At 72.9% G+C, this 24,830-nt stretch carries 25 protein-coding genes; 11 read left to right on the forward strand and 14 right to left on the reverse strand.

What is annotated here, in order from left to right; all coding sequences use genetic code 11:
• Positions 1-22 precede the first annotated feature (22 nt).
• Positions 23-1,204, forward strand: a complete 1,182-nt coding sequence (locus tag ACYSUO_RS25150) for a sensor histidine kinase (RefSeq protein ID WP_461778507.1) — start codon at positions 23-25, stop codon at positions 1,202-1,204.
• Positions 1,205-1,244: 40 nt separating this feature from the next.
• Positions 1,245-1,868 (forward strand): response regulator, encoded by a 624-nt coding sequence (locus ACYSUO_RS25155; RefSeq protein WP_266715307.1) that lies wholly within the window; start codon positions 1,245-1,247, stop codon positions 1,866-1,868.
• A 9-nt stretch (positions 1,869-1,877) separates the two neighbouring features.
• Here the strand turns inward: ACYSUO_RS25155 and ACYSUO_RS25160 are convergent, their stop codons facing one another.
• Positions 1,878-2,321, reverse strand: a complete 444-nt coding sequence (locus ACYSUO_RS25160; RefSeq protein WP_461778566.1) for a universal stress protein — start codon at positions 2,319-2,321, stop codon at positions 1,878-1,880.
• Between the two features lie 361 nt (positions 2,322-2,682).
• Between ACYSUO_RS25160 and yczR the strand changes: the two genes are divergently transcribed.
• Complete coding sequence (yczR, locus tag ACYSUO_RS25165) at positions 2,683-4,161, forward strand: MocR-like transcription factor YczR (RefSeq protein WP_461778508.1); 1,479 nt, start codon at positions 2,683-2,685, stop codon at positions 4,159-4,161.
• Between the two features lie 17 nt (positions 4,162-4,178).
• Here the strand turns inward: yczR and ACYSUO_RS25170 are convergent, their stop codons facing one another.
• Positions 4,179-4,496: a DUF5955 family protein gene (locus ACYSUO_RS25170; protein WP_461778509.1), complete on the reverse strand. Its 318-nt coding sequence runs from the start codon at positions 4,494-4,496 to the stop codon at positions 4,179-4,181.
• Between the two features lie 195 nt (positions 4,497-4,691).
• Between ACYSUO_RS25170 and ACYSUO_RS25175 the strand changes: the two genes are divergently transcribed.
• A complete protein-coding gene (locus ACYSUO_RS25175; protein ID WP_461778510.1) occupies positions 4,692-5,294 on the forward strand; it encodes a nucleotidyltransferase family protein in 603 nt (200 codons plus the stop codon).
• A gap of 201 nt (positions 5,295-5,495) precedes the next feature.
• Entirely contained in the window at positions 5,496-7,118 is a 1,623-nt protein-coding gene (gene aceB / locus ACYSUO_RS25180) for a malate synthase A (RefSeq protein WP_461778511.1), read from the forward strand.
• A gap of 57 nt (positions 7,119-7,175) precedes the next feature.
• Here aceB and ACYSUO_RS25185 read toward each other — a convergent pair whose 3' ends face one another.
• The 10 genes from ACYSUO_RS25185 to ACYSUO_RS25230 form a co-directional block, all read right to left on the reverse strand.
• Entirely contained in the window at positions 7,176-7,940 is a 765-nt protein-coding gene (locus ACYSUO_RS25185) for a DUF899 family protein (RefSeq protein WP_461778512.1), read from the reverse strand.
• Positions 7,937-8,275: an ArsR/SmtB family transcription factor gene (locus tag ACYSUO_RS25190; protein WP_461778513.1), complete on the reverse strand. Its 339-nt coding sequence runs from the start codon at positions 8,273-8,275 to the stop codon at positions 7,937-7,939. Before ACYSUO_RS25190 ends, ACYSUO_RS25185 begins: the two co-directional genes overlap by 4 nt.
• Positions 8,272-8,754, reverse strand: a complete 483-nt coding sequence (locus tag ACYSUO_RS25195) for an SRPBCC family protein (RefSeq protein ID WP_461778514.1) — start codon at positions 8,752-8,754, stop codon at positions 8,272-8,274. Before ACYSUO_RS25195 ends, ACYSUO_RS25190 begins: the two co-directional genes overlap by 4 nt.
• Before the next feature lie 122 nt (positions 8,755-8,876).
• Positions 8,877-9,791: a HipA family kinase gene (locus ACYSUO_RS25200; protein WP_461778567.1), complete on the reverse strand. Its 915-nt coding sequence runs from the start codon at positions 9,789-9,791 to the stop codon at positions 8,877-8,879.
• Positions 9,792-9,821: 30 nt separating this feature from the next.
• Positions 9,822-10,409, reverse strand: coding sequence for a GTP-binding protein (locus ACYSUO_RS25205; protein WP_461778515.1), 588 nt, complete (start codon positions 10,407-10,409; stop codon positions 9,822-9,824).
• Entirely contained in the window at positions 10,390-10,824 is a 435-nt protein-coding gene (locus tag ACYSUO_RS25210; RefSeq protein ID WP_461778516.1) for a DUF742 domain-containing protein, read from the reverse strand. Before ACYSUO_RS25210 ends, ACYSUO_RS25205 begins: the two co-directional genes overlap by 20 nt.
• A complete protein-coding gene (locus tag ACYSUO_RS25215; RefSeq protein WP_461778517.1) occupies positions 10,821-11,258 on the reverse strand; it encodes a roadblock/LC7 domain-containing protein in 438 nt (145 codons plus the stop codon). The genes ACYSUO_RS25210 and ACYSUO_RS25215 overlap by 4 nt, the downstream gene beginning before the upstream one ends.
• Positions 11,255-13,924, reverse strand: coding sequence for a sensor histidine kinase (locus ACYSUO_RS25220; RefSeq protein WP_461778518.1), 2,670 nt, complete (start codon positions 13,922-13,924; stop codon positions 11,255-11,257). Before ACYSUO_RS25220 ends, ACYSUO_RS25215 begins: the two co-directional genes overlap by 4 nt.
• Before the next feature lie 88 nt (positions 13,925-14,012).
• Complete coding sequence (locus ACYSUO_RS25225) at positions 14,013-14,795, reverse strand: MHYT domain-containing protein (protein ID WP_461778519.1); 783 nt, start codon at positions 14,793-14,795, stop codon at positions 14,013-14,015.
• A gap of 292 nt (positions 14,796-15,087) precedes the next feature.
• The gene (locus ACYSUO_RS25230) at positions 15,088-15,723 is read right to left on the reverse strand and encodes a winged helix-turn-helix transcriptional regulator (protein ID WP_461778520.1); all 636 of its coding nucleotides are present in this window, start codon (positions 15,721-15,723) and stop codon (positions 15,088-15,090) included.
• Between the two features lie 106 nt (positions 15,724-15,829).
• Between ACYSUO_RS25230 and ACYSUO_RS25235 the strand changes: the two genes are divergently transcribed.
• Both ACYSUO_RS25235 and ACYSUO_RS25240 read left to right on the forward strand, forming a co-directional pair.
• Entirely contained in the window at positions 15,830-17,038 is a 1,209-nt protein-coding gene (locus tag ACYSUO_RS25235; RefSeq protein ID WP_461778521.1) for a pyridoxal phosphate-dependent aminotransferase, read from the forward strand.
• Between the two features lies 1 nt (position 17,039).
• Positions 17,040-17,681, forward strand: coding sequence for a peptidase (locus ACYSUO_RS25240; RefSeq protein ID WP_461778522.1), 642 nt, complete (start codon positions 17,040-17,042; stop codon positions 17,679-17,681).
• Between the two features lie 199 nt (positions 17,682-17,880).
• Here the strand turns inward: ACYSUO_RS25240 and ACYSUO_RS25245 are convergent, their stop codons facing one another.
• Both ACYSUO_RS25245 and ACYSUO_RS25250 read right to left on the reverse strand, forming a co-directional pair.
• Entirely contained in the window at positions 17,881-19,203 is a 1,323-nt protein-coding gene (locus ACYSUO_RS25245; RefSeq protein WP_461778523.1) for an SWIM zinc finger family protein, read from the reverse strand.
• On the reverse strand, positions 19,200-22,145 hold the full coding sequence (locus tag ACYSUO_RS25250) for a DEAD/DEAH box helicase (protein ID WP_461778524.1): 2,946 nt from the start codon (positions 22,143-22,145) through the stop codon (positions 19,200-19,202). Before ACYSUO_RS25250 ends, ACYSUO_RS25245 begins: the two co-directional genes overlap by 4 nt.
• 211 nt (positions 22,146-22,356) lie before the next feature.
• On the opposite strand from ACYSUO_RS25250, the gene ACYSUO_RS25255 reads away from it, so the two are divergent.
• The 4 genes from ACYSUO_RS25255 to ACYSUO_RS25270 all read left to right on the forward strand — a co-directional run bounded on the left by ACYSUO_RS25255 (position 22,357) and on the right by ACYSUO_RS25270 (position 24,687).
• Positions 22,357-22,950: a histidine phosphatase family protein gene (locus ACYSUO_RS25255; protein WP_461778525.1), complete on the forward strand. Its 594-nt coding sequence runs from the start codon at positions 22,357-22,359 to the stop codon at positions 22,948-22,950.
• Between the two features lie 89 nt (positions 22,951-23,039).
• Entirely contained in the window at positions 23,040-23,672 is a 633-nt protein-coding gene (locus tag ACYSUO_RS25260) for a hypothetical protein (protein ID WP_461778526.1), read from the forward strand.
• A gap of 82 nt (positions 23,673-23,754) precedes the next feature.
• On the forward strand, positions 23,755-24,177 hold the full coding sequence (locus ACYSUO_RS25265) for an acyl-CoA thioesterase (RefSeq protein WP_461778527.1): 423 nt from the start codon (positions 23,755-23,757) through the stop codon (positions 24,175-24,177).
• A 24-nt stretch (positions 24,178-24,201) separates the two neighbouring features.
• Entirely contained in the window at positions 24,202-24,687 is a 486-nt protein-coding gene (locus ACYSUO_RS25270) for a GNAT family N-acetyltransferase (protein ID WP_461778528.1), read from the forward strand.
• Positions 24,688-24,830: the final 143 nt, after the last annotated feature.

Here is a 24,830-nt window from a genome sequence, read left to right on the forward strand (position 1 = left end):
GCTTCGTACGCTGGTGAGCGGTATGGATCCACGCACGCTCAACCCCGTCCTGCGCGCGCTGCGCCTCTGTCTGCATCTGCTGACGGCGGGCCTGCTCGCGCTCGTCGTCGTACGGGCCCTGACCGGCCGCTCCGCGGAGCCGGTCGCCGCGGTGGTGACGGTGGCCGGGGCGATGGGCCTCGTCTACGGAGTGGGCGCCGCGCTGCCCGTCGTACGGTCCACGCGGGCGGGCGCCGCGTGGTGGCTGGCCGTGCTCGGCGCCGTGTGGGCGCTGCTGCTCGTGCTCTCGCCGGACGGGCTGTGGCTGGCGTTCCCGCTGTACTTCCTGCTGCTGCATCTGCTGCCCGCGCGCTGGGGCGTCCCGGCGGTGGGCATCGCTGCGGGCGCGGCCATCTGCTCGTACGTCGGTCATGACGGGGCGGTGAATCCGGGGGCGTTCATAGGGCCGCTGCTCGGCGCGGCCGTCGCCGTGGCGACCGTGCTCGGCTACCAGGCGCTGTACCGGGAGAGCGAACGCAGGCAGCGGCTGATCGAGGAGCTGGTCGCGACGCGCGCCGAACTCGCGGCGGCGGAGCGCGCGGGCGGCACCCTCGCCGAACGCGAGCGGCTGGCCCGGGAGATCCACGACACGCTCGCGCAGGGGCTGTCCTCGATCCAGCTGCTGCTGGTCGCGGCCGGGCGCGAACTGCCCGCAGGCTCCCCCGCCGCCGGGCACGTCGAGCAGGCCAGGGCCACGGCGCAGGACAACCTCGCGGAGGCCCGCCGCTTCGTGCGCGCCCTGGCCCCGCCCGACCTGGACGTCGGCTCGCTGGCCGGGGCGCTGGACCGGCTGTGCGCCACGGCGCCCGGCCTCACCGCCCGCTTCTCGGTCAGCGGCACTCCGCTCGAACTCCCCACGCCGTACGAGGTGGCGCTGTTGCGCATCGCCCAGTCGGCGCTCGCCAACACCGTGCGGCACGCGCGGGCGGGCCGCGCGGAGATCACCCTCAGCTTCATGGAGACCTCGGTGGCCCTGGACGTGGTGGACGACGGCGCGGGCTTCGACCCCGAGCGGGCGCCGAGCGGCGGCGACGGCGGGTTCGGACTCGTCGCGATGCGCTCGCGGGTGAGCGAGCTCGGCGGCACGTTCACCGTCGAGTCGGAACCGGGCCGCGGCACGGCGGTCGCGGTGACGCTGCCGCTGCCCGCCGGGGGTGTGGCGTGACCATGCCGCTGCCGATGCCGATGCCGACCGGAGGTGCCGCATGATCCGGCTGCTGCTCGCCGACGACCACCCCGTCGTACGCGCCGGGCTGAGGGCCGTGCTCGACGCGGAGCCGGACTTCGCGATCGTCGCCGAGGCCGCGACGGCCGAACGGGCCGTGGAGCTGGCGGGTGACGTGGACGTCGTCCTCATGGACCTGCAGTTCGGCGCGGGGACGATGCACGGCGCCGAGGCCACCGCGCGGATCGCGGCTCTCGACGGCGGGCCGCGCGTCCTCGTCCTCACCACGTACGACACCGAGGCGGACATCCTCGCCGCGGTGGAGGCGGGGGCCTCCGGCTACCTGCTGAAGGACGCCCCGCCGGAGGAGCTCGCGGCGGCCGTGCGCACGGCGGCGTCCGGGCGCTCCGCACTCGCGCCCGCCGTCGCGGACCGGCTCATGGACCGGATGCGGGCTCCCGCCGAGGCGCTGAGCCGGCGCGAGCTGGAGGTGCTGCGGCACGTACGGGACGGCCTCTCCAACGCGGAGATCGCCCGCGAGCTGTTCCTGAGCCAGGCCACGGTCAAGTCCCACCTCGTGCACATCTACGCGAAGTTGGGCGTCGACTCGCGTACGTCGGCGGTGGCACGGGCGACGCGGGACGGGCTGCTGCGGCGGCGGTAGGCCTCCCCTTCAGCCCGTCACCTCGAAGTCCGCCGCCCGCACCCGTCGCAGCGCCCGCAGTTCCGCGCGCTGGAGCGGCCGTACCGGCACCGTGAGCACCGGGCACACCGCGTGCCGTCGTACGTGGCGGTGGGCGGCGCGGCGCAGGCTCCGTGGGCGTACGCCGACGACCAGCAGGTCGTCGGGGCGCGCCGCGAGTTCGACCAGGGCGGGGCCCGGGCGGGAGCGCACCACGCGGAGCGTCACGTCGAGGTCGGGCGGCAGTCCGCCGAGCGCTTCCCCGAACACCCCCGCCAGCCGGGCGCGGGCCTCCTTGTACCAGTGCCGGGCCCACGCCGCGTCCGGCCACCGCCGGTACATGGCCTCGCCCTCCGGCGGCTCCCACGCGAGCACCGCCACCAGGGGCCGGCCGGACCGCCGGGCCTCGGCGACCGCCGAGCGCAACGCGGCCAGGGCCTGTCCGGCGGATCGGGCTGGATCCGGGTGGCCGCAAGCCGATCAGTGCAGGCGAGCGGGGTCTGGTGCGTGCAGCTGCAAGGCGGAGGAGGGCGACAACGCGGAGCGTTGGCAACCGACGACAACGCCGCAGATGTGCGTGCCAGACCCCGCGACTCCAGCAGGATCCGCCGGACAGGCCCTGGGCTCGCCGGGGAACCGCTGATCCCGACCACCACGCGACCACCGACCCGCTCGCCGTCCATGACACTCCTCCTCGTACGCGCACCGCGGCCGCCTCCAGGCCACTCCGCACCGATCGAGCCCCACTCTGTACGCTGATTGGCCTGGACAGCAGGGCCAATCACGGAGTGGTGGCATGGGTGACAAGGCGGTGGTCCGCAGCGTGGACGATGGTGGGCGCGGGCTCGGCGGCAGGCGGCTCGGCGCGCTCGTGACCGGGGTGGCCGGGGAGCGCCCCGGCTACCGCGCGCTCGCGCAGGGCGTGCGGACGCTGCTGCTCGACGGGCGGATCGCGCTGCACACGCGGCTGCCCGCGGAGCGCGAGTTCGCGGCCTCGCTCGGGGTCAGCAGGGCCACCGTCACGGCCGCGTACGACCTGCTCCGCGAAAGCGGGTACGCGCGCAGCAGGCGCGGCGCCGGGACGTGGACCGAGCTGCCGGAGGGCGCGCGTCCGACCGTCGTGGCCACCCCCGCAGCGGGCGACGACGTGATCGATCTGGCGGTCGCCGCGCCCGGGTTCCTGGAGGACGAGCTGTCGGCCGCGTACGCCGCCGCGGCCCCGGACGTCGCCCGGCACGCGGTGACCAACGGCTACCACCCGTACGGCCTGCCGGAGCTGCGCGCCCAGATCGCCGAGCGGTACACGCGGCGCGGTCTTCCCACGCTGCCCGAGCAGATCCTGGTCACGACGGGCGCCCAGCAGGCCGTGTCGCTCACGCTCACGCTGCTCGGCAGGCCCGGCGACCGGATCGTGGTGGAGAACCCCTCGTACGCCAACGCCCTGTCGGTGATCCGGCAGTTGGGGCTGCGCACCGCGCCGGTTCCGGTCACCGAGGACGGCTGGGACGTGGAGCTGATCGGCGCGACGCTGCGACAGTCGGCGCCCCGGCTCGCCTACCTGATCCCCGACTTCCAGAACCCGACGGGCCGGCTCATGCCGAGCGAGCAGCGACGGCAGATCATCGCCGCGGCGCGGGCGACCGGCACCTGGCTGGTCATCGACGAGACGATCGCGGACATCGCGCTCGACGGGAGGAGCGAGCCGCCGTTCGCCTCGCTCGCCCCGTCCGGCGGGGGCGAACAGATCGTCACCGTCGGCTCGTTGAGCAAGGGGCACTGGAGCGGCCTGCGGGTCGGCTGGGTGCGCGCGGGCACCCGCCTGATCACCGAGCTGACGGCGCTGCGGGTCACCGCGGACATGTCGGGCTCGGTCCTCGACCAGCTGGTGGCCGGGCGGCTGCTCGACCGGGAGGACAGCATTCTGCGCGGCCGGATCCCGGTGCTGCGCGAGCGCCGCGACCGGCTCGCCGAGGCGCTCGGCCGCGAATTCCCGGACTGGCGCTGGGAGGTGCCGCCCGGCGGGCTCTCCCTCTGGGTGGACCTGGGGCGGCCGATCGCCTCCGCGCTCGGGCGGGCCGCGCTGCGCCACGGGGTGCGGATCGAGGGCGGGTCACGGTTCGGCGCGGACCCCGGCACGTTCGAGCACCGGCTGCGCGTCCCGTACGTCCAGCCGGTCGAGGTCGCCGAGGAGGCCGTGCGGCGGATCGCGGCGGCGCTCGACGGCGGGCTCGGCGGGGCGGGCGAGGAGCCGGGGCGGCCGCACTGGGTGGCGTAGCCCCGCCGCGGGGGACATCAGCCCTGCGAAGGCGGTCCTCCGAACAGCTCCACAGCGCCCCTGACCTGGGACAGCGCCGCCGACAGCGCGCTCACCGAGCCGATCGCCCCCGCCACAAGCAGCAACGAACGCCGCAGCCTTGGCACCTCCGGCCGGCCCCCACCGGCCATCGCGTCCAGCGCCGCGAGCTCGTCCTCCGCGATGCCCCGGTCGGGAAACTCGACCGGGTGCGCGGCGAGTTCACGACGTAACCGGGACACGGCGGTACGCAGCTCGTCCACCCGCGGGTCCACGTCGCTCCCGGCCACAAGCCTCTGCTCCACGCTCCGCAACACAGCTCTCCCCCTCGCACATCCTTGTGCGTGTGTTGTCCTTCTGCACCCCCGGTCGGAGCGTCGATCGGGCCTCCAACTCGGGTTTGTGGCGGCCCAGTTAACGCCACGCGAAAGCGTTTCGCCAGTCCGTTGCGCAAGGCAACTGTGAAAATCCGAACGACTTCGATCGCGTCTTGCGTGCGATATGCAGGGGGCATGACGACAAAGAGCACGGGCACGGTTGCCGGACTTCTGCTCGCCGCTGGTGGCGGCCGGCGGCTCGGTGGCCGGCCCAAGGCACTTCTCCAGCACCGCGGGCGCCCACTCGTGGAGCACGCGGTGCGGATCTTGCGCGCGGGGGGATGCGATCCCGTGCACGTGGTACTCGGCGCGACGGCCGGCGACGTACGGGAGCGGGCCGTGCTGGAGGGGTGCCAGGTGACAGAGAACCCGGACTGGGAGGACGGCATGGGGTCCTCGCTGCGGGCGGGGCTCGAAGCGCTCGCGGACACGGAGGCGGACGCCGCGCTCGTACTCCTGGTGGACCAGCCGGGGATCGGCGAGGCGGCGGTGGCGCGCGTGCGCGCGGCGTACGAGTCCCCCACCTCGCTCGCGGCGGCCGCGTACGGCGGGGAGCGCGGGCATCCCGTGCTGTTCGGCCGGGACCACTGGGCGGGCATCGCGGCGAGCGCGAGCGGGGACCGCGGGGCCCGCGCGTATCTCAAGGAGCACGCGGGGGCGGTGGAACTCGTGGAGTGCGGGGACATCGCGGAGGCGTACGACATCGACACGGAGGCGGACCTCGGGCACCTTGAGTAACGCTGTGTGGCACGGGGGGCCACGTTCTGTCGACTCTGAGAATCTCGACGTCAACAAACCATTGAACTTCCACAATGAGGAAACTAATATCCACTGTCGAGAAGGGCCGGTCCCCCAAAGCGGGGCCAGCAGCCATACCCAGGCGGCCCCGGCACCCAGTGCCGCAGGGGCCGTTCGCTCGCTGAAGGAAGTGACAGCCACATGTCCGCACCAGCGCCGTCCCCGCTGGCCATCGTCGACGCCGAGACCCTGCCCGGACAGGGCGAGGTGCTCACCGAAGCGGCCCTCGCCTTCGTGGCCGAGCTGCACCGCCTTTTCACGCCCCGGCGTGACGAGCTCCTCGCCCGTCGCACGGAGCGCCGCGCCGAGATCGCCCGCACCTCCACGCTCGACTTCCTCCCGGAGACCGCCGCCATCCGCGCGGACGACACCTGGAAGGTCGCCGAGGCCCCGGCCGCCCTGAACGACCGCCGCGTCGAGATCACCGGACCGACCGACCGCAAGATGACGATCAACGCGCTCAACTCCGGCGCGAAGATCTGGCTCGCCGACTTCGAGGACGCCTCCGCCCCGACGTGGGAGAACGTCATCGGCGGCCAGCTCAACCTCACCAACGCCTACAACCGCGCCATCGACTTCACGGACGAGCGCTCCGGCAAGTCGTACGCGCTGAAGCCCGCCGAGGAGCTCGCGACGGTCGTCATGCGCCCGCGCGGCTGGCACCTGAACGAGCGCCACCTCGTGGACGGGAACGGCAAGGCCGTCCCCGGCGCGCTCGTCGACTTCGGCCTCTACTTCTTCCACAACGCGAAGAAGCTGATCGAGCTCGGCAAGGGCCCGTACTTCTACCTCCCGAAGACGGAGTCGCACCTGGAGGCCCGCCTCTGGAACGAGATCTTCGTCTTCGCGCAGGACTACGTCGGCATCCCGCAGGGCACCGTGCGCGCCACCGTCCTGATCGAGACGATCACGGCCGCGTACGAGATGGAGGAGATCCTCTACGAGCTCCGCGACCACGCCTCCGGCCTGAACGCCGGGCGCTGGGACTACCTCTTCTCGATCGTCAAGAACTTCCGTGACGGCGGCTCGAAGTTCGTCCTGCCGGACCGCAACCTGGTGACGATGACCGCCCCGTTCATGCGGGCGTACACCGAACTCCTCGTGCGCACCTGCCACAAGCGCGGCGCGCACGCGATCGGCGGCATGGCGGCCTTCATCCCGTCCCGCAAGGACGCCGAGGTCAACAAGGTGGCCTTCGCGAAGGTCCGCGACGACAAGGACCGCGAGGCCGGTGACGGCTTCGACGGCTCCTGGGTCGCGCACCCGGACCTCGTCCCGATCGCCATGGAGTCCTTCGACAAGGTCCTCGGCGAGAAGCCGAACCAGAAGGACCGCCTGCGCGAGGACGTCTCGGTGGCCGCCGGCGACCTGATCGCCATCGACTCCCTCGACGCGAAGCCCACCTACGACGGTCTGGTCAACGCCGTCCAGGTCGGCATCCGTTACATCGAGGCGTGGCTGCGCGGCCTCGGCGCCGTCGCGATCTTCAACCTCATGGAGGACGCGGCGACGGCTGAGATCTCCCGCTCCCAGATCTGGCAGTGGATCAACGCGGGCGTCGTCCTCGACAACGGTGAGACCGTCACCGCCGAGCTGGCCCGCAAGGTCGCCTCGGAGGAGCTGGCGAACATCAAGGCCGAGGTCGGCGAGGAGGCCTTCGCGGCCGGCAAGTGGCAGCAGGCCCACGACCTGCTCCTCCAGGTCTCCCTGGACGCGGACTACGCGGACTTCCTGACGCTGCCGGCGTACGAGCAGCTCGGCTGACGTTTCGCGGTGTGTGTGGGGCCCGGCGCCGGGTAGGCGCCGGGCCCCTTCGCGTTCTCAGCCCAGGTCGTCGCTGTGGCCTGCCGCGAGGCGCGGCCAGTGCGGGATGGGCCGGCCGTCGGTGCGCAGCCGGATGTCCTCGGCCGGTTCGCCCTGGCCCTGCGGCCAGCCCTCCGGCGAGTCCTCCCACAGCTCCTGTCGGCCGTAGGGCGTGAGGTCCATCAGCCGGTAGCTGTTGTCCACCTGCTCCACGCCGCGCAGCGTGGTCCACCAGGTCTCGAAGACGCGGTCGCCGTCCCGCAGATAGCTCACCAGGTGCATCATGCCGACGTGCCGGCCGACCAGCAGCCGCTCCAGGGACGGGACCGCCGAGTACCAGGGCATGTCCCAGCCCATGAAGTCCCGGTAGCGCCTGCTCTCCTCGTACGGGCCCTGACAGAGGACCGCGTACGTGATGTCGCGCGAGTGCAGATACGACAGCTCCCTGACCTGGCTCGCGCACCAGGTGCAGCCCTCGCACTGCTCGGCGGCCGGGTGGCCGTCGTGCCACATGAAGTAGTACGCGAGGAGCTGTCGGCGGCCCTCGAAGGCGTCGAGCAGCGTGGTCGGCCCGTCGGGCCCGGTCAGTTCGAGGCCGCCGTCCACCTCGACCATGGGCAGCCGCCGACGGGCGGCGGCGATCGCGTCGCCCTCGCGGGTGTGGGCCTTCTCGCGCTCGCGCAGCTTGTCGATCTCGGCTTCGAAGGCGGCCCGGTCGGTCACCGGTGGCAGTGCCGGGGCGTGGTCGGTCACCGCCGGCAGTGCCGGGGCGTGGTCGGTCATGACTCCTTCTCCCCTCGTGCGTCCGGCCCTTCGGCCAGTTCCTTGATGCGCAGCAGGCGGTTCTCCCAGGAGCGGCCCATCCGGTCGAGTTCCCGGGCGAGCGCGCCGAGCCGGGCGCCGACGGCGATGTGGACCACCTCGCGGCCGCGCTGCTCGGACTCGACGAGCCCGACCTCGCGCAGCACCTCCAGGTGCTTGACGATCGCCTGCCGGCTCACCGGCAGCTCGCGGGCCAGCGCGGACGCCGACATCGGCCCCTGGCCGAGCCGGGTGAGGATCTCCCAGCGGGTCGCGTCGCCGAGCGCGGCACACATGGCGGGCGGCGCGGCACTCACGCCCGGGCCTCGACGAACGCCTTCGCCGCGGCGAGTTCGGTGAACCAGCCCTTGTCGTTGCCCTCGCGCTCCTTCAGCCATACGGCCGGGTCGTCGGCGAGACCGGAGAATCCGCTTTCGACGACGCGCAGCGTCACCCCGCCCTCCGCGCGTTCGTCGATCCAGAACTCGACGAGGGTCGAGCCCGTCGTCTCGCCGCGGTGCGGGGTGCCGATCCAGCGGAACGCGGCGTAGCGCGGCTTGTCGAGCTCGACGGCCTTGAACCGGAACTCGCCCAGTGAGGCGTGCCGCACGACGGCCACGTCCCCCTCGTACCGGATGTCGGGCTCGGCCTCGACGGCCCCGTCGTTGATGTACCAGCCGGGGCGTACGACGAGTTCCCAGACGCGCTCGGCGGGGGCGTCGATGTCGATCCGGCGGGCGATGCGGTCGAGCTCCGCGAGGTCGGCGGCGGTGTGGGTGGCGTGTGCGTCGGACATGGGGTCCTCCTAGCGACGTTGCCTGCAACTCAAGGGTTGCACTTGCCGAGCCGAGCTGCAACCCCTTGGTTGCAAGTGAGCCGCGTCGGGGACTGCCCCTTCACGGTTTCGCAGGAAGGGCGTCAGCCCACGTGGCGGGACCAGTCCTGTTCCGCAGGGGGCTTCCCGTGGAGGTCAGGGACGCGCTTCAGCCAGGCCGGACGGCCCTTTTGGGTGGCCGCCGCGCGCTTCGCGTCGGCCGCAGCCAACTCGTCGCGGGACGGGAAGTCCGTCGGCAGCCAGGAGGCGGAGGAGCGGGCGCGGGCCAGGAGGTAGGTGACGTAGGCGTCGCGTGCCTCGTCCGGTGTGGCGAAGTCCGTGAGCCAGGCGTCCGGGACGAGGGAGAGGATCTCGCGCAGCAGGTCCTCCGTGACCTTGGGTGCGAGTTCCGCGTCGGCCGCGCGCGTGTCGGGGCCGTAGCCACCGAGCGCGTGGTGCTTGAAGTCGTACGCCTTCGCCGGGTCCGCGCCGTCCCAGCGGTGGTGGAAGACGAGCGCCGCGCCGTGGTCGATGAGCCACAGCTTCGGCTCGGCGATGCCGAGGGCGGGCCAGACCATGAGGTTCGAACTGTGCACCGTACGGTCCACGTTGACCGTCAGCGCGTCGAGCCAGACGATGCGGCCCGCCTCCAGCGGGTCGACGGGAAACGTCTCCGCGATCTCCGGCGTGAAGTCCACCGCGCCCGGCAGGAAGTCCATGCCGAGGTTGAGACCCTCGCTCGCCTCAAGCAGCTCCTTGACCTCCTGGTGCGGCTCGTCCGCGCCGAGCGCCGGGTCGAAGTGCGCGAGCACCAACTCCGGGAAGCGCAGCCCGAACGCGCGCGCCAGCTCGCCCACGACGATCTCCGCGACGAGCGCCTTCACGCCCTGCGCGGACCCGGTGAACTTGAGCACGTACGTGCCCAGGTCGTCCGCCTCGACGACACCGGGTACGGAACCCCCGGTGCGCAGCGGGTTCACGTATCGGGTCGCGGTGATCTCTCGGAGCCTGGGCACCAGCTCAGGCTAATACGCAGCGGTCGGGACCTCTCACGCGTCCCGGCGCAGCACCTGTTCGAGGAGTGAGATCAGCGTCTCCTTGCCGGACTCCCGGTCACGGGCGTCGCACAGCAGCACCGTGGTGTCCGGGCCCAGGTCGAGCGCGCGGGCGACCGCTTCCGAGGAGTGGGAACGTACGCCGTCGAAGCAGTTCACCGCAACGATGAACGGGATGCCGCGGCTCTCGAAGTAGTCGACCGCCGGGAAGCAGTCGGCGAGCCGGCGGGTGTCCGCGAGGACGACCGCGCCGAGGCACCCCGTCGCCAGCTCGTCCCACAGGAACCAGAACCGGTCCTGGCCCGGCGTGCCGAACAGATACAGCGCGAGGTTCTCGCGCAGCGTGATGCGGCCGAAGTCCATGGCCACGGTCGTCGTCGACTTGGTGGTGACGCCGTCGAGGTGGTCCACGCCGCGCGAGGCGACCGTGAGCTGCTCCTCGGTGCGCAGCGGGCGGATCTCGCTGACCGACTCCACCATCGTGGTCTTGCCGACACCGAAGCCGCCCGCGATCAGCACCTTCAGGGCCGTGAAGTCGGCGCGGGCGGGTGTGGTCATCGGGTCAGAGTGCGCGAAGGCCATTGATCACTTCTCGGAGGAGATGGGCGTCGGGACGGGCGTAGCCGGCGGGTTCACCCGTAGCGGGGTCGGCGGCCGGGGTCTGTGGCGGCGCGACGGTGACGAGGGATTTCGCCGACAGGTCGCCGAGCAGGACGCGGACGACGCCCAGCGGGAGGCCGGAGTCGGAGGCCAGGTCGGCGAGGGGGCGCGGGCCCCGCAGGCACAGGGCGAGCAGCTCGCGCTGTTCGGGTGGCAGCGGACCGTTCGGCCTGGTGTGGGTGGGGCGGACGATGGCCATGAGGTCCATGCGTTCCGCTCCGTTGCCGGTGCGGGCGCGGCCCGAGGTCATGGCGTAGAGCCGGACCAGGGGCCCCGCGTCCTCGTCGTAGCGGTCGGACCAGGCGTCGTCCGTGCGGTCGGGGGGTTGCGGTGTCACGGGGTATCGCCGTCCGAGCGGGTGGGTACGCCGAGGTGTTCGCGCACGCGGTCCACGAGCAGCGCCATCTCGTACGCGACGAGGCCGATGTCGGCGTGTCCGTCGGTGAACACGGCGAGGCAGGAGCCCTCGCCCGCGGCGACCACGAACAGGAAGCCGCCCTCGAGTTCGACCATCGTCTGGACGACGCCGCCCGCGTCGAAGTGGCGGCCCGCGCCCTTGGCGAGGGAGTGGAAGCCGGAGGCGATCGCGCAGAAGCGTTCGGACTCGTCGCGGCCGAGGCCGGTGGAGGCGCCGACGCAGAGGCCGTCGCCGGAGAGCATGACCGCGTGGTGGACCTCGGAGACGCGGGCGGCCAGCTCGTCGAGGAGCCAGTCGATTCCCATGGCGCCGCCGGTGTCCCCGAGGCCGGTGACGTTGTACGTCGGGGTCATCGGTGTCCTCCGTCGTTGGGGGCGGCGGGGCCGCTTTCTTCGCGGGCGGCGCGGGCGCGTCTGCGGCCCGAGCTCAGTGACGTCATGGTGGCGCGGGCGGCCTCCGGCGAACGGGTGGTCCCGTCGCCCTGCGCGGGCGCGGCGTCCCGCAGGTCGGGGCTGATGTTGGCCTGCCGCACGCGCCGCGGAAGCCCGTCCGGGCCGGGGTCCTGGGTGTGCTCGTGCTGCACCGGGGTCTCGGCCGTGCCGGGGTCGGCGTCCTGGCTGTGGGTGCGCTGCGCCGGGGTCTCCGCCGTGCCGGGGTCGACGCCTTCCGTGAGGGGCGCGCCGCGCCGGGGTGCCGCCTTGCCCACCCTGCCGCCCAAGGCGGCAGATTGCCCAAGGCGGGACGGCACATCCAGCCCCGCCGGCGTTTGAGGCGCGGGGTCAGGGGCGGAGCCCCGAGGCGTAGGACCGTCGGCCGACACCGGCACTTCAAGCCCCTCCGTTTGCCGACGGCGGGTGGGCAACTCAGACTCCACCGCCTGCTCCCGGCGGGTGGGCACATCAAACGCCTCCGCTTGGCCGCGGCGGGTGGGCAAATCAAGCCCCGCCGGCGATTGAGGCGCGGGGGCCGGGGCGGAGCCCCGAGGCGTAGGGCGGTCGGCCGGAATCTGCATTTCCAGCCCGTCGGCGGGTGCCTGCATTTCCAGCCCCGCCGGCGTTTGAGGCGCGGGGTCCGGGGCGGAGACCCGGGGCGGGGGGCGGTCGGCGTTCACCTGTCGGAGGGGCGACTCCAGAAGGTTCTGCGGGATGAAGACGACCGCGGTGATGCCCCCGTAGATGGAGCGCCGAAGCGTGACGTCCAGGTGCTGCCGCTCCGAGAGCCGGTTGACCACGAAGAGACCCAGCTTGCGGGAATCGAGCAGGTCGATGTCGCTGGCGTTGATGCGCGCGTTGGCATCGGCGAGGGCCTCGTCGCTCATACCGAGGCCCCGGTCCTCGATCTCCAGACAGGCGCCCGCGCCGACCGGCTCACCGCGCACCACCACGGGAGTGTGCGGCGGCGAGAACGACGACGCGTTCTCGGCGAGTTCGGCGACGAGATGGACCACGTCGGCGACGGCCGAGCCCGCGAGGAGAAGGTCGGGGATGTCCTGGAGCTGGACCCGGTCGAAGTCGGGCGTCTCCGCGAGCCCCGCCCGGATCGCGTCGATCAGCGGCACCGGATTGCGCCAGGCACGCCCCGGAGCCGACCCGGAGAGGATGAGGAGCGACTCGGCGTGCCGCCGCATGCGCGTCGTCAAGTGGTCGATGCGGAACAGGTCCTCGAGGTCCGTGGGGTCCTCCGTACGACGCTCCATCGCGTCGAGGAGGTCGAGCTGACGGTGCAGCAGCACCTGGCTGCGCCGAGCCAGCGACACGTACACACCGGAGACACCCGTGAGGACCGCCGCCCGGTCCGCGACCGCCCGCAGCGCCGCACGCTGCACGGTGGTGAGCGCCGCGCCGACCTGCCCGACCTCGTCGCTGTGCGGCGTCTCGTCGAGCGGCGCCTCCTTGTCGAGGTCGACGTCCTCGCCGTTGTGGATGCGCCGCATGGAGGCGGGCAGCCGCGTCGCCGCCATGTCGAGCGCCGCGTCCCGCAGCCCAGTGAGGTCGGCGACGAGGCCGCGCCCGATCCGTACGGAGAGCAGCAGCGACACGATCACACCGAGCAGACCGAGGAGCACGGCGATGCCCGAACTTCCCAGGGAGGAAAGGGAGTACGGCTCGGCGCCCGCGGCCTCGTCGATCGCACGCGACTCGGCCTTGTCCAGGGCGGTCAGGGTCGACCGCGCGTCCGACTGCCAGCGCCCGGCGGGCACCGCGTCGGCGGCGTTCCGTGCGCCCGCGGCGAGGACCATGTCCTGCACGTGGCTCAGGTCCTTGGCGCCCGCGGTGCCGAGCGCGGCACGGAACGCGGTGGCGTCACGGCCCGACAGCTCGGGCAGCGCGGCCTCGGTGAGGCTGCGCTGCACCGCCACGTCACCCACGAAGTCGCGGTACTGGCCGGCCGCCATCGCCCCGTCGGCCGCGTGCGCGGCACCGAGCAGCGCGTCCTGGCGGCTCAACGCATCGCGGGCGCGGGCGAGTTGGAGCAGCGTACGGGCGGTGTCGCCGTCGGCCGCGGCGAGTCCGGCCCGTACGGACAGGGCCCGCTGGACCGCGGTGTCGTATCCGCCGATGGCCTCCGTGCCGCCCGGCGCCCCGGCCTTCTGGCGCGGCCCGGACAGCGAGTCGGCGCTGAACTTCAGCTTCTGGATGCGGTCGGGCAGCGACGCGTCGAGGTCGGCGAGGTCGGTGCTGATCGAGCGCAGGCCGGCGTTGAGGGCGTCAACGACCTTGTCCGTACGGGCTGTTGAGCCGGTGAACTCCTGCCGCGTGGCGGCGTCGTGGGCGGCGCGGTACTTCATCGCGGCCGCGCGCTCGTCCTGCACGGCGACGGTGAACCGTGAAATCGGCGTGACGAGCGCCGAGTTCACCTCTTTCAGCTGTTCCTTGTCGGATATCTGGGACGCCGTGGTCACCGCGGCGTGGCCCCACAGCGCCATCACGGAGACGACGGGGACCGTGAGCAGGGTGACGACCTTGGCTCTGATCGATTTGGAGCGCAGCCGTTCGGGCAGCGGAAAGCGCGCGGGCATGGGGGGACAGCTCCTCGGCCGGACCTGAGTGGTGGTGTGGGGGTGGGAACGCGCCTACATGGCGGGCGCGCCTACGTGGCGGGCACGCCTATGTGGCGGGCAGTTCGACCTCGTGCAGCGGGCGGGCCGCGGCCTCGCTCCGCGCGCGCTCGTCGGCCGTCGGCGACAGGGCGACGAAGGCGCAGGTGAGGAAGAGGAACGAGCCGAGCACGACGGCCAGCGGCAGGATGAACGCGGTCGCGGTGGCGCCGGGCAGCGGCGCGGTTCCCGCGTGCACGCTGACCTTCACGGCGGCCATTCCGGTGTAGTGCATGCTGCTCACCGCGAGGCCCATCACAAGGGCGGCGACGGCGGCGACCACGGGCCCGCGCACGGACAGCGCGGCCCACAGCGCGGCGGACGCGGCGACGACGGCGATCACCACGGAGACGGCCACGAGCACCGGGTCGTAGGACAGGGACCCGTTGAGCCGCACCGCCGACATGCCGATGTAGTGCATCGCGGCGACACCGAGTCCGGTGCCGAGTCCGCCAAGCACGACGGAGAGGGCCCGCGACCTGCCGTACCCGGCGACGAACATGCCCGCGCCGACCACCAGGATCGCCACGAGAAGGCTCAGCAGGGTGAGGGGGATGTCGTAGCGGATCGCGGTGCCGTCGACGGCGTAGCCGAGCATCGCGATGAAGTGCATCGTCCAGATCCCGGCGCCGATCGCGACGGACGCGGTCAGCAGCCAGTTCCGCTTGGACCGCTGTCCGGCGGCCTGGGCGCGCGCCGTGCAGCGCAGGCCGAGCGCGGATCCCACGACCGCCATCACGTAGGACAGGACCGGAGTGATCCAGCCTCCTGCCATGTGGTGCATGTGCCCCATATTCGCTACGGGTCCCTCTCACTCTTCACATCGGCCCCCCGGTCGACCGGGACGCTAACACGCATGTCACGGCTTGATCGGAGCGGTAAATGGCCTGAAAGAGAGGGGTTACTGATTGGTAGAGCCCGAGTTCATGGGCTCTTCACAAAGTGGCGCTTCCTGTGACCGCGGATGATGTTGCGACTCTTGTCACGCCGCGCCTCGGGACGGTCCGGACATTGCCGCCGTTCCTCGCGGGACGCCTATGAGGAGAGGTTTCAGGAGGTGCCGTCCCCCACGGCGGGGGGGCAGCTCAGGACGCGCCGCCGCGCAGCGCCTTCGCCAGCGCGCCCTCGCCCACCACGGCGACACGCCCGCCGCGCACCGCCTCGACCAGACCGACCGCGCCGCGTGCGACCTCGCCGCACACCTCGGCCTCCAGGGTCAGCCGCGCGTCCGGCTCCCCGTCCGGGTACGCCCCGTCCCCGTACACGGGCTCCCCGCCCAGCCGGACATGGAACACACCCTCGTCGACCCGGACCTCCACCGCGCCCGGCTCCCCCAGCGCCTCCAACTGCCGGGACAACGGCAGTGCCAGCCAGTGCGCCCGCACCGCGTCGGTGGGCCGCCGCTCGGCGAGAGCCGGCGCACCCCACTCCCCCAGCGCCTGGAGCACGGGCAGCAACTGCCCCCCACGCTCGGTGAGTTCGTACACGTACACAGAAGCGGGCGCGGGCAACCGCCGGCGCACGGCGATGCCGTCCCGCTCCATGCCCTTCAGGCGCGTGGCCAGCATGTCCGTACTCACGCCCGGCAGATCGGCGTGCAGGTCCGTGTAGCGGCGCGCCCCGGCGAGGAGTTCGCGCACGATCAGCAGGGTCCAGCGGTCCCCGACGGCGTCGAGGGCGCGGGCTGCGGCGCAGTACTGGTCGTAACTTCGGCGTGGCATGACGCGCATCCTATGCAACTTGTTGGACTTTCCAAGCACCCACTTGGTAAAACCAAGCAACAACGGTTCAGCACAGTGGCACCTGGTCCGCCTGGAGGGCAAGCGCATGGAGTTCCGGCAGTCGAGCAAGCTGAGCGAGGTCTGTTACGAGATCCGCGGCCCGGTGATCGAGCACGCCAACGCGCTTGAGGAGGCGGGCCACAGCGTGCTGCGCCTGAACACCGGCAACCCGGCCCTGTTCGGCTTCGAGGCGCCGGAGGAGATCGTCCAGGACATGATCCGGATGCTCCCGCAGGCACACGGCTACACGGACTCGCGCGGCATCCTCTCCGCGCGCCGCGCCGTCGCCCAGCGCTACCAGGCGCTCGGCCTCGACGTCGGCGTGGACGACGTCTTCCTCGGCAACGGCGTGTCCGAACTGGTCTCGATGGCGATCCAGGCGCTCCTGGAGGACGGCGACGAAGTCCTCATCCCGGCCCCGGACTTCCCGCTGTGGACCGCCGTCACCACGCTCTCCGGCGGCAAGGCCGTCCATTATCTCTGCGACGAGCAGTCGGACTGGTACCCGGACCTCGCCGACATGGAGTCGAAGATCACCGACCGTACGAAGGCGGTCGTCATCATCAACCCGAACAACCCGACGGGCGCGGTGTATCCGAAGGAAATCATCGAGGGCATCCTCGACCTGGCCCGCCGCCACGGCCTCATGGTCTTCGCCGACGAGATCTACGACCAGATCCTCTACGACGACGCGGTGCACCACACCGCCGCCACCCTCGCCCCGGACCTCGTCGTCCTCACCTTCTCCGGCCTCTCGAAGACGTACCGGGTCGCCGGGTTCCGCTCCGGCTGGATGGTGGTCACGGGCCCGCAGCAGCACGCGAAGAACTACCTGGAGGGCCTGAACATGCTGGCCTCCATGCGCCTGTGCCCGAACGCGCCCGCCCAGTACGCCATCCAGGCCGCGCTCGGCGGCCGCCAGTCGATCCGCGAACTCACCGCGCCCGGCGGGCGGTTGCTGGAGCAGCGCGACAAGGCGTGGGAGAAGCTGAACGAGATCCCCGGTGTCAGCTGCGTGAAGCCCAAGGGCGCGCTGTACGCCTTCCCGCGCATCGACCCCAAGGTGCACAAGATCGTCGACGACGAGAAGTTCGTCCTCGACCTGTTGCTCCGCGAGAAGATCCAGGTCGTCCAGGGCACCGGCTTCAACTGGCCGAGCCCGGACCACTTCCGCATCCTCACGCTCCCGTACGCCGATGATCTCGATGCCGCGATCAGCCGGATCGGGCGCTTCCTGAGCGGATACCGTCAGTGACGTGATCTCTTCGACCTCGTGCAGCACCTGTGGGCACTCCAGCCACACCCAGTTCGCCTCCCCCGACCTGGTCGGGCCCATCGTGTCCGGGCGCTTCGACCGGGCGCGGGATCCCGCGTGGCGGCAGTCGGGCGCGGCGACGGTGGAGGACTACGCGCGCTGGTGCGGGCACCTGTGCGGGGCGACGTGCCTGCGCATGGCGCTCGGCCCCGGCGCCCCCTCGCTCTTCGAACTGCGCGACGGGGCGCTGAAGTTCGGCGCGTACCGGGTGGACGCCGAGGGCGAGATCCGCGGCATGATCTACGCGCCCGCGGTGGAGTACGTACGGGAGGTGCACGGCGTCGACGCGGCGGTGCACCGGGCGCTGCGCGCGGACGAGATCGGTGAACTGCTCGACGCGGGACGTCTGGTCATCGCCTCCGTGCACTACGCGATCCGCCGCCCGCACGAGCCGGCTCCCGGCCGCGGCGGCCACCTGGTCCTCGTCACGTCCCGCACGCCGGACGGCTCCGGCTACCACTTCCACAACCCCTCGGGCACGGACGCGTCGACGCGCATGGCGGAACTGCCCGTGGAACGCTTCGAGGAGTTCTTCGCGGGGCGGGGCATGTCGCTGGCCCCATCAAGCCCCTGCGGCGACTGAGCAGCGGGGTCCGGGCGGAGCCCTGATCTTTTCAGCCCCGCGGGCGTTTGAGGCGCGGGGTCTGGGGCGGAGCTCCGATCTTTTAAGCCCGCTCTTTGGACGAGAGCCCGCGGGGTCCGGGGCAGCGCCCCGATCCTTTCAGCCCCGCCGGCGATTGAGGCGCGGAGTCCGGGGCAGCGCCCCGTGGCCGGGGAACGGGTCAGCCGCCGCCCAGTAGGGACTCCAGCGCCGACACCGGGTCACGGCCCGGCTCGCCTCGGGGCCACCAGTCGTCGCGGTCCGGCTCGGACTCGTATCCGTACCACCAGCCGTCGCGGCCCAGCCTGAGCTGGACGGACGACGTCGACAGGTGGTTGCGGTGGGGCCGGAAGTCCGGGTGGCCCATGGCCAGGAGGGCGGGGCGGGCGCGGTCGAACGGGCCCGCCGGCGGGTCCCACTCCTCCTCCAGGACCGAGAGGCCCTCCAGACCGCCCTGGCGCCAGGCGGCGACCGCCCGCGCCAGATCGGTGGGCGTACGCCCGGTGCCCCGGGACAGCGACGCGTACAGGGCGCGGGTCGCCGCCGTGAGACCCGAACCGGGGTGGGCCGCGGCGAGGCGGACCGCGTCCTGCCACGGGGAGAGCGGCGCGATCGGGTCCGTGCCGGTGGTGAGCAGCGCGTGGGCGCGGACCCCCGCCTCCGTGGCGAGGAGGTCGAGCGCGAGCGGGTCGGGGGCGTCCGGCGCCTGCGGGTAGGAGGGCGGGCGCTCGGGGTACTGCGGCGCCGGGAACTCCGGCGGAAGCGGCGGCAGTTGACCGCCCCGCGCGCCCGCGTACGCGTCCTTCGCCGGAAGCGAGTCGAGCTCGGGGGTCCGCGCCTTGGACCGCTCCTCCGCCTCGTGCACCGAGCTGCGCCGGGTCAGCGCCCGCAGCAGCTCCTGCTCGCCGCGGCCGCGCAACAGGAACAGCACGAACGGGTCCTCGTCGAGGATCCGGGCCGCCTGGTAGCAGAGCGCCGCCGCGTGCTTGCAGGGGTGACCCCGGTCCGGGCAGGTGCACTCGGGGGTGAGGTCGTCGACCGTGGGCAGCAGATCGGCTGCCGCCGCCAGCGCGTGCGGCACATCCTTGTCCAGGAGCGACGCCAGATGCTCGGGCCGGGCCGCGGCCGTGCCCAGGAAACGGTCCCACGCCTCGTCCGGCAGCGTGCGCAGGCGCAGTTCGGCCCGGTAGGGGCGGGGGCGCGAGCCGTGCACGTAGGCGACGACGCGGCCCGGGGTGACCGTGATCGCGTCGACGTGACCCCGGTCCGCGTAGGCGCGGCCGCGGACGAGGCGCCCCTGGTCGAGGGCCGTGTCCTCCAGGGCGTCCACCCACGCGTTGCCCCACCACGTCAGGGCGAAGCTGCCGCCCGGCTCGGCGCGCGGCGGCAACGGAGGGAACGTGCGGCGCGCGTCGAGGTGCCGGGCCCGCGCCTGCTCGTCGGCGCCCGCGCGGCCCGGCACGTGCGGGCGGTGCGTCCTGGTGGGCCTGCGCGTCGGGCTCATCGCGTCGCCTCCCTGCGCAGTGTCACGAGGTCCGTGAGTTCCCGGTCGGTCAGCTCGGTGAGCGCCGCCTCGCCGGTGCCGAGCACCGCGTCCGCCAACGCCCGCTTGGTGGCGAGCAGTTCGGCGATCCGGTCCTCCACCGTGCCCTCGGTGATGAGCCGGTGGACCTGCACCGGCTGGGTCTGCCCGATGCGGTACGCGCGGTCGGTGGCCTGCTCCTCCACGGCCGGGTTCCACCATCGGTCGAAGTGGATCACGTGCCCCGCGCGCGTGAGGTTGAGTCCGGTGCCGGCCGCCTTCAGGGAGAGCAGGAAGACGGGCACCTCGCCGGACTGGAAACGGTCGACCATGCGCTCCCGCTCGACGATCGTGCTGCCGCCGTGCAGAAGCTGGCTGGGAATGCCGCGGGTGGTCAGGTGCGTGGCGAGCAGCTTGGCCATGGACACGTACTGGGTGAAGACCAGCACGGCTCCGTCCTCGGCCACGATCGTGTCCAACAGCTCGTCCAGGAGGGCGAGTTTGCCGGAGCGGCCCGCCAGGCGCGGCCGGGAGCCGTCGCCCTGGCCCTCCTTGAGGTACTGCGCCGGGTGGTTGCAGATCTGCTTCAGCGACGTCAGCAGCTTCATGATGAGGCCGCGCCGGCCGATGCCCTCGGCCTCCTCGATCTGCGCCATCGACTCGCGCACCACGGCCTCGTAGAGCGACACCTGCTCGCGGGTGAGCGGCGCGGGATGGTCGGACTCGGTCTTCGGGGGCAGTTCGGGGACGATGCCTGGGTCGGACTTCTTGCGGCGCAGGATGAACGGGCGCACCAGCCGGGCGAGGCGCTCGATCGCCTCCGGGTTCGTACCGCCCTGGCCCTGCAGCGGGACCTCGCCCTCGACCACGCGCGCGTGCCGGGCGCGGAACGCCTTGAGCGGACCGAGCAGTCCGGGGGTCGTCCAGTCGAGCAGGGCCCACAGCTCGGACAGGTCGTTCTCCACCGGAGTGCCGGTGAGCGCCACGCGCGCGGGGGTCCCGATCGTGCGCAGCGCCTTCGCCGTCGCCGAGTTGGGGTTCTTCACGTGCTGCGCCTCGTCGGCCACGACCATGCCCCAGGTGTGTCCCGCGAGTTCGGCGGCGCGGGTGCGCAGGGTGCCGTACGTGGTGAGTACGAAGCCGCCCTCGACGCCGGTCAGGGCGCGGTCCACGCCGTGGAAGCGGCGCACCGGGACGCCGGGGGCGAACCGCTCGATCTCCCGCTGCCAGTTGCCGAGCAGCGACGCGGGGCAGACGACCAGCGTGGGCGCGGGCCGGGCGCGGCGCAGGTGCAGCGCGATGAGCGTGACGGTCTTGCCGAGGCCCATGTCGTCGGCGAGGCAGCCGCCGAGGCCGAGCGAGGTCATGAGGTCGAGCCAGGCCAGGCCGCGCAGTTGGTAGTCGCGCAGCGTCGCGTGCAGACCCTCGGGCGGTTCGACCGTGTCGATGCCCCGGGTGAGCCGGTCGCGCAGCTCGGCGAGGCGGCCCGCGGGCACGGCCGCGACCCGCTCCCCGTCGATCTCGGCCTCGCCGGTCAGCGCGACCGCCAGCGCGTCGACGGGCTCCAGCAGGCCCAACTCCCGCTTGCGGGCCTTGCGTACGAGATCGGGGTCGACGACCACCCACTGGTCGCGCAGCCGCACCACCGCGCGGTGCGACTCGGCGAGCAGGTCCATCTCGCGCTCGGTCAGCGGGTCCCCGTCGAGCGCCACCTGCCAGTTGAACTTCAGCAGTTCCTCGCTGTCGAAGAACGGCGTCCCGTCGGTCGCCGAGCCGGGCGCGGCCTGCGCGCGCACCACGGCGGTCGCGGTGAGGGAGCGGGCGATGTCGCGCGGCCAGTGCACGGTGACGCCCGCCTTGGCGAGGCGCGCGGCGCCGGGCCCGAGCAGATCCGTCAGCTCGCTGTCGGACAGGGCGAGCACGTCCGGCACGTCCTGCTCCAGGAGGCGGCCGAGCGGCGGCCAGGCGAGCGCGGCCCGCCGCACCGCGAGGACCGCGTCGATCCGGGCGCGCGGCCCGAAGTGCTCACCGGCCTCCCCTGCCCACAGGCCTGCGGCGTCGACCACGCGCGTGGGGTCGGCGAGGCTGTGCACCTGGACGATGGCGGCGCCCGCACGGCGTGCGCCCACGCCTTCCTCCGACTCCGATCCCGACCCCGACTCCGGCTCTGCCTCCCCGTCGAATTCGTCCCCGTCGAACAAGGCGGCCTGCGACAGGTCGAGCCGCAGCGACACCTTCACGCCCGCGTCGAGACCGGCCGCCGCCTCGACCGCCCAGGGGCGGGCCCGCGGAATGTGCTGGGCGGCCACCGCCGCGAACGGCGCGCCCGCCGCGTGCGCCGCGGCCGGGGTGCGCGGCAGCGCGTCCGCCACCGCGTCGAGCAGCGCCCGCACCAGTGCCTCCGGCTGCGGGACCCGCAGCGGTTTGCTCCCCGGCACCGGCGTCGCGTACCCCTCGGGCGGCAGGGCCGCGGCGATGCCCCGCACCTGCGCCACGTCGTCCTCGTCGAGCGGGCCCGCGCGCCACGCGTCGTGGTCGGAGGCGGTGAGACCCGGCAGCAGGCGGCCCCGCGCCACCAGGTGCAGGGCGTGCGCCGCGGCCGCGCCCCAGGCGGCCGCCGCGGGGTGGGCGCCCCGGGTGCGGCGGGCCCGCAGCAGCAGCGGCAGCGCGTCGAGGACCGGCAGCACGAGGGCGGGAACCTTGTGGCTGCGCACCGTGGAGCCGTGCGACCGCACGAGGGTCAGCTCGCCGTCGGCCCCCGGAAGGCCCGACCAGCCCGCCCAGCCCTGCCCGCCCGGCCCGTCCTGCCCCTCCGGGGTGTCCTGCGCGTCCGGGGACCAGAAGGCGATCCGCCCCGCGCGCGGCAGCGGATCGGGCAGGAAGACGGCGGCGGCGCTCAGCGGGACACCCGACAGCTCCAGCACGGACGCGCCACCTCCCTTCCCACTCTCCGCTCATGTCTCGATGACCTCTAAGACCTTACGGGGCGGGTCTGACAATCCTTGATCCCATGCCCGGCGCCCGGCCCCCGGCGCCCGGACCCGCCCGGTCCGACCCTCCCGCCGGGCCCGCACGCGCCCGCCCGGGGACAATGGCCATTGCCTCTGCCCACCTCCAAGCGAACAGGCGCGAACCTTGGGTGATCTGCTTCTCGTCCGGCACGGCGAGACCGAATGGGCCCTGACCGGGCAGCACACCGGCCTCACGGACATCCCGCTCACCGACAACGGCCGGGAGGAGGCGCGCCGTGTCGCGCCCCTCGTCGGCAGCTACCACATCGGGGCGGTCTTCGTGAGCCCCCTCCAGCGCACCCGCGAGACCGCCGAGCTCGCCGGTCTCACGCGCTACACCGTCGATCCGGACCTGCACGAGTGGGACTACGGCGCGTACGAGGGCGTCACCACCCGGGAGATCCAGCGGACCCGGCCCGACTGGTACCTGTTCGACGACGGGGTGCCGCCGGGGCCGCCCGAGCATCCCGGTGAGACGCCGGAGCAGGTGGGCGAGCGGGCCGACCGGATGCTGTCCAAGGTCGACGCGGCGCTCTCCAACTACGAAGGCAGCGTCGTCCTCGTGTCGCACAGCCACTTCCTGCGCGTCCTGACCGCGCGGCGCCTCGGCCTGCCGCCGTCGGGCGGCTCGCACTTCCTGCTGTCGACGGGCACGGTCAGCCGCCTCACCTTCGAGCACGGCAGACCGGTGATCTCCGGCTGGAACCTGCGGCCCTGAGCCCACCAGGCCCGCTCGGCCCGGCCCGTTGTCAGACTCGTCGTGCACCATCGACCGGAGAGGTGGGAGCACCGGACGGGAGGCACGCCATGACCAGACCGCCGACTGCCGCGCAGCGCCGCATCATCGAGGCCGCCGATCCGGAGACCGGCCGGGTCTCCGGCAGCCCGGCCCTGCTGGCCCGGCTCGTCGTGCTGAAGCTGGCGTTCCGGCACCCGCGTCCCCCGCACGACCACTTCCTGACACCGGCGGGGCACCGGGTGCGCGAGGCCGGGGACGGGCCACCGGCCGCCGAGCCGGCCGGTGAACCGGCAGCGCCAGGCGGCCTGTTCGCCGCCCGGCTCGGCGGGGAGCCGGAGGCCGACACGGGCCCCGCGCGGGCGCGCGAAGTGCGGACGGCGTGGCAGGGCCTGTTGGAGATACGCAGGATGACCAACCCGGACGGCGCGACGGACCGGCCGTGCGCCTGGGAGCGGGGCCGCCTCGCCCCGTCCGCGGCGCTCGCCCTGGAAGCGGCGGGCTGCGCTCCGGCCGGTGAGACCTCGCCCGGTTACCGCGTGCGCGACACCCCGCAGCCGGAGGCCGTCGCCGTACAGCATCCGGAACCGGACGGGCTCGCGGCGTGCGCGGCGGCGCTGCGGGAAGCGGGCTGGCAGGTGAGCGAGCACACGGGGGCGCGCGGCGGGGCCCGCTACCTCCTGGCGTCGCCCAGACGTGCGTAACGCACCTCACGGTGGCCAAAATCCCCTCCCCCGCCCGTCTGTTGGCATGATCGGCACAACGCCCCCCATCGAGAGGAACGTCGTGGCAGAGCAGTTTTCCGTGCCGGTCGAGGTGCGCGGGTACGAGATCGATGTCAACGGACACCTCAACCAGGCCGTCTATCTGCAGTACGCGGAGCACGCGCGCTGGTCGTTCCTGCACCACGCGGGCCTCGACGACAGGGCGCTGCTCGGCCGCGGCGTCGGTCCGGTCGTCCTGGAGACGAACATCCGCTATCTGCGGGAGCTGCGCGCGGGCGAGGTCGTCGACGTGAGCTGCGCCTTCGAGTTCGGCGACGGCAAGGTGTTCCGCGTCCACCAGACGATCCGCAAGGCGGACGGCACGGTGGCGGCCGAGGTGTCCGCGGTGAGCGGCGTCATGGACCTCTCCGAGCGCAAGCTGGTGAAGAACCCGGGAGAGATCTTCAAGGAGCTGGCCTCCGCCCCGGCCGTCCTCGGCCTCTGACCGGCGCACCGCCGCTCCCCCGCCATGAACATCCACAGCCGTTCCTACGGACACCCCGACGCGGTCTCGCTCAGCGACCAGGTGCAGGCCGAGTACCGGAAGCGTTTCGGTTACGACGACTTCACCGAGCTGCACCCCGGGCACTTCGACCCGCCGCAGGGCCTGTTCCTCGTCGCGTACGACGCCGGACTCCCGGTCGCCTGCGGAGGCTGGCGGGCGCAGGATCGCGACGACGAGGGTTATGCGGACGGTGACGCCGAGCTGAAGCGGATGTTCGTCGTGGAGCGGGCGCGCGGGCGAGGTCTCGCGCGCCGGATCCTGGCCGCACTCGAGGAGAGCGCGCGGGACGCGGGCCGTACGCGGATGGTCCTGGAGACGGGCGTGCACCTGCCGGAGGCGATCGGCCTGTACGAGGCCGACGGCTACCGCCCGGCGCCGCCGTTCGGCCCGTTCCGCGGCTACGACGACAGCCGCTTCTACGCCAAGTCGCTCGCGCTGCCCGGACGTTGAGGCGGCCTGCCCCGACAGCGGGGCGGCGCCACCCCCTTGCCCCGTACTCCGAAGATCGCTACGGTCCCCGTCGACCCGGTTTTCTACGCGCGTCAACCTCGTGCTCAGCACCGGCCGAACGTCCCCTACGCGAGAGGCCCCCG

Source organism: Streptomyces sp. UC4497 (assembly GCF_054871485.1).

Bases quoted from the DNA above. Each gene is read 5' to 3' on its own strand.
- ACYSUO_RS25175 (WP_461778510.1), top strand. From the start codon at position 4,692: ATGACGACAAAGAGCACGGGCACGGTTGCCGGACTTCTGCTCGCCGCT.
- ACYSUO_RS25245 (WP_461778523.1), bottom strand. From the start codon at position 19,203: ATGAGCCCGACGCGCAGGCCCACCAGGACGCACCGCCCGCACGTGCCG.
- ACYSUO_RS25150 (WP_461778507.1), top strand. From the start codon at position 23: ATGGATCCACGCACGCTCAACCCCGTCCTGCGCGCGCTGCGCCTCTGT.
- ACYSUO_RS25185 (WP_461778512.1), bottom strand. From the start codon at position 7,940: ATGACCGACCACGCCCCGGCACTGCCGGCGGTGACCGACCACGCCCCG.
- ACYSUO_RS25155 (WP_266715307.1), top strand. From the start codon at position 1,245: ATGATCCGGCTGCTGCTCGCCGACGACCACCCCGTCGTACGCGCCGGG.
- ACYSUO_RS25230 (WP_461778520.1), bottom strand. From the start codon at position 15,723: ATGCCACGCCGAAGTTACGACCAGTACTGCGCCGCAGCCCGCGCCCTC.
- aceB (WP_461778511.1), top strand. From the start codon at position 5,496: ATGTCCGCACCAGCGCCGTCCCCGCTGGCCATCGTCGACGCCGAGACC.
- ACYSUO_RS25270 (WP_461778528.1), top strand. From the start codon at position 24,202: ATGAACATCCACAGCCGTTCCTACGGACACCCCGACGCGGTCTCGCTC.
- ACYSUO_RS25215 (WP_461778517.1), bottom strand. From the start codon at position 11,258: ATGACCCCGACGTACAACGTCACCGGCCTCGGGGACACCGGCGGCGCC.
- ACYSUO_RS25260 (WP_461778526.1), top strand. From the start codon at position 23,040: ATGACCAGACCGCCGACTGCCGCGCAGCGCCGCATCATCGAGGCCGCC.
- ACYSUO_RS25195 (WP_461778514.1), bottom strand. From the start codon at position 8,754: ATGTCCGACGCACACGCCACCCACACCGCCGCCGACCTCGCGGAGCTC.
- ACYSUO_RS25220 (WP_461778518.1), bottom strand. From the start codon at position 13,924: ATGCCCGCGCGCTTTCCGCTGCCCGAACGGCTGCGCTCCAAATCGATC.
- ACYSUO_RS25235 (WP_461778521.1), top strand. From the start codon at position 15,830: ATGGAGTTCCGGCAGTCGAGCAAGCTGAGCGAGGTCTGTTACGAGATC.
- ACYSUO_RS25225 (WP_461778519.1), bottom strand. From the start codon at position 14,795: ATGGGGCACATGCACCACATGGCAGGAGGCTGGATCACTCCGGTCCTG.
- yczR (WP_461778508.1), top strand. From the start codon at position 2,683: ATGGGTGACAAGGCGGTGGTCCGCAGCGTGGACGATGGTGGGCGCGGG.
- ACYSUO_RS25205 (WP_461778515.1), bottom strand. From the start codon at position 10,409: ATGGCCTTCGCGCACTCTGACCCGATGACCACACCCGCCCGCGCCGAC.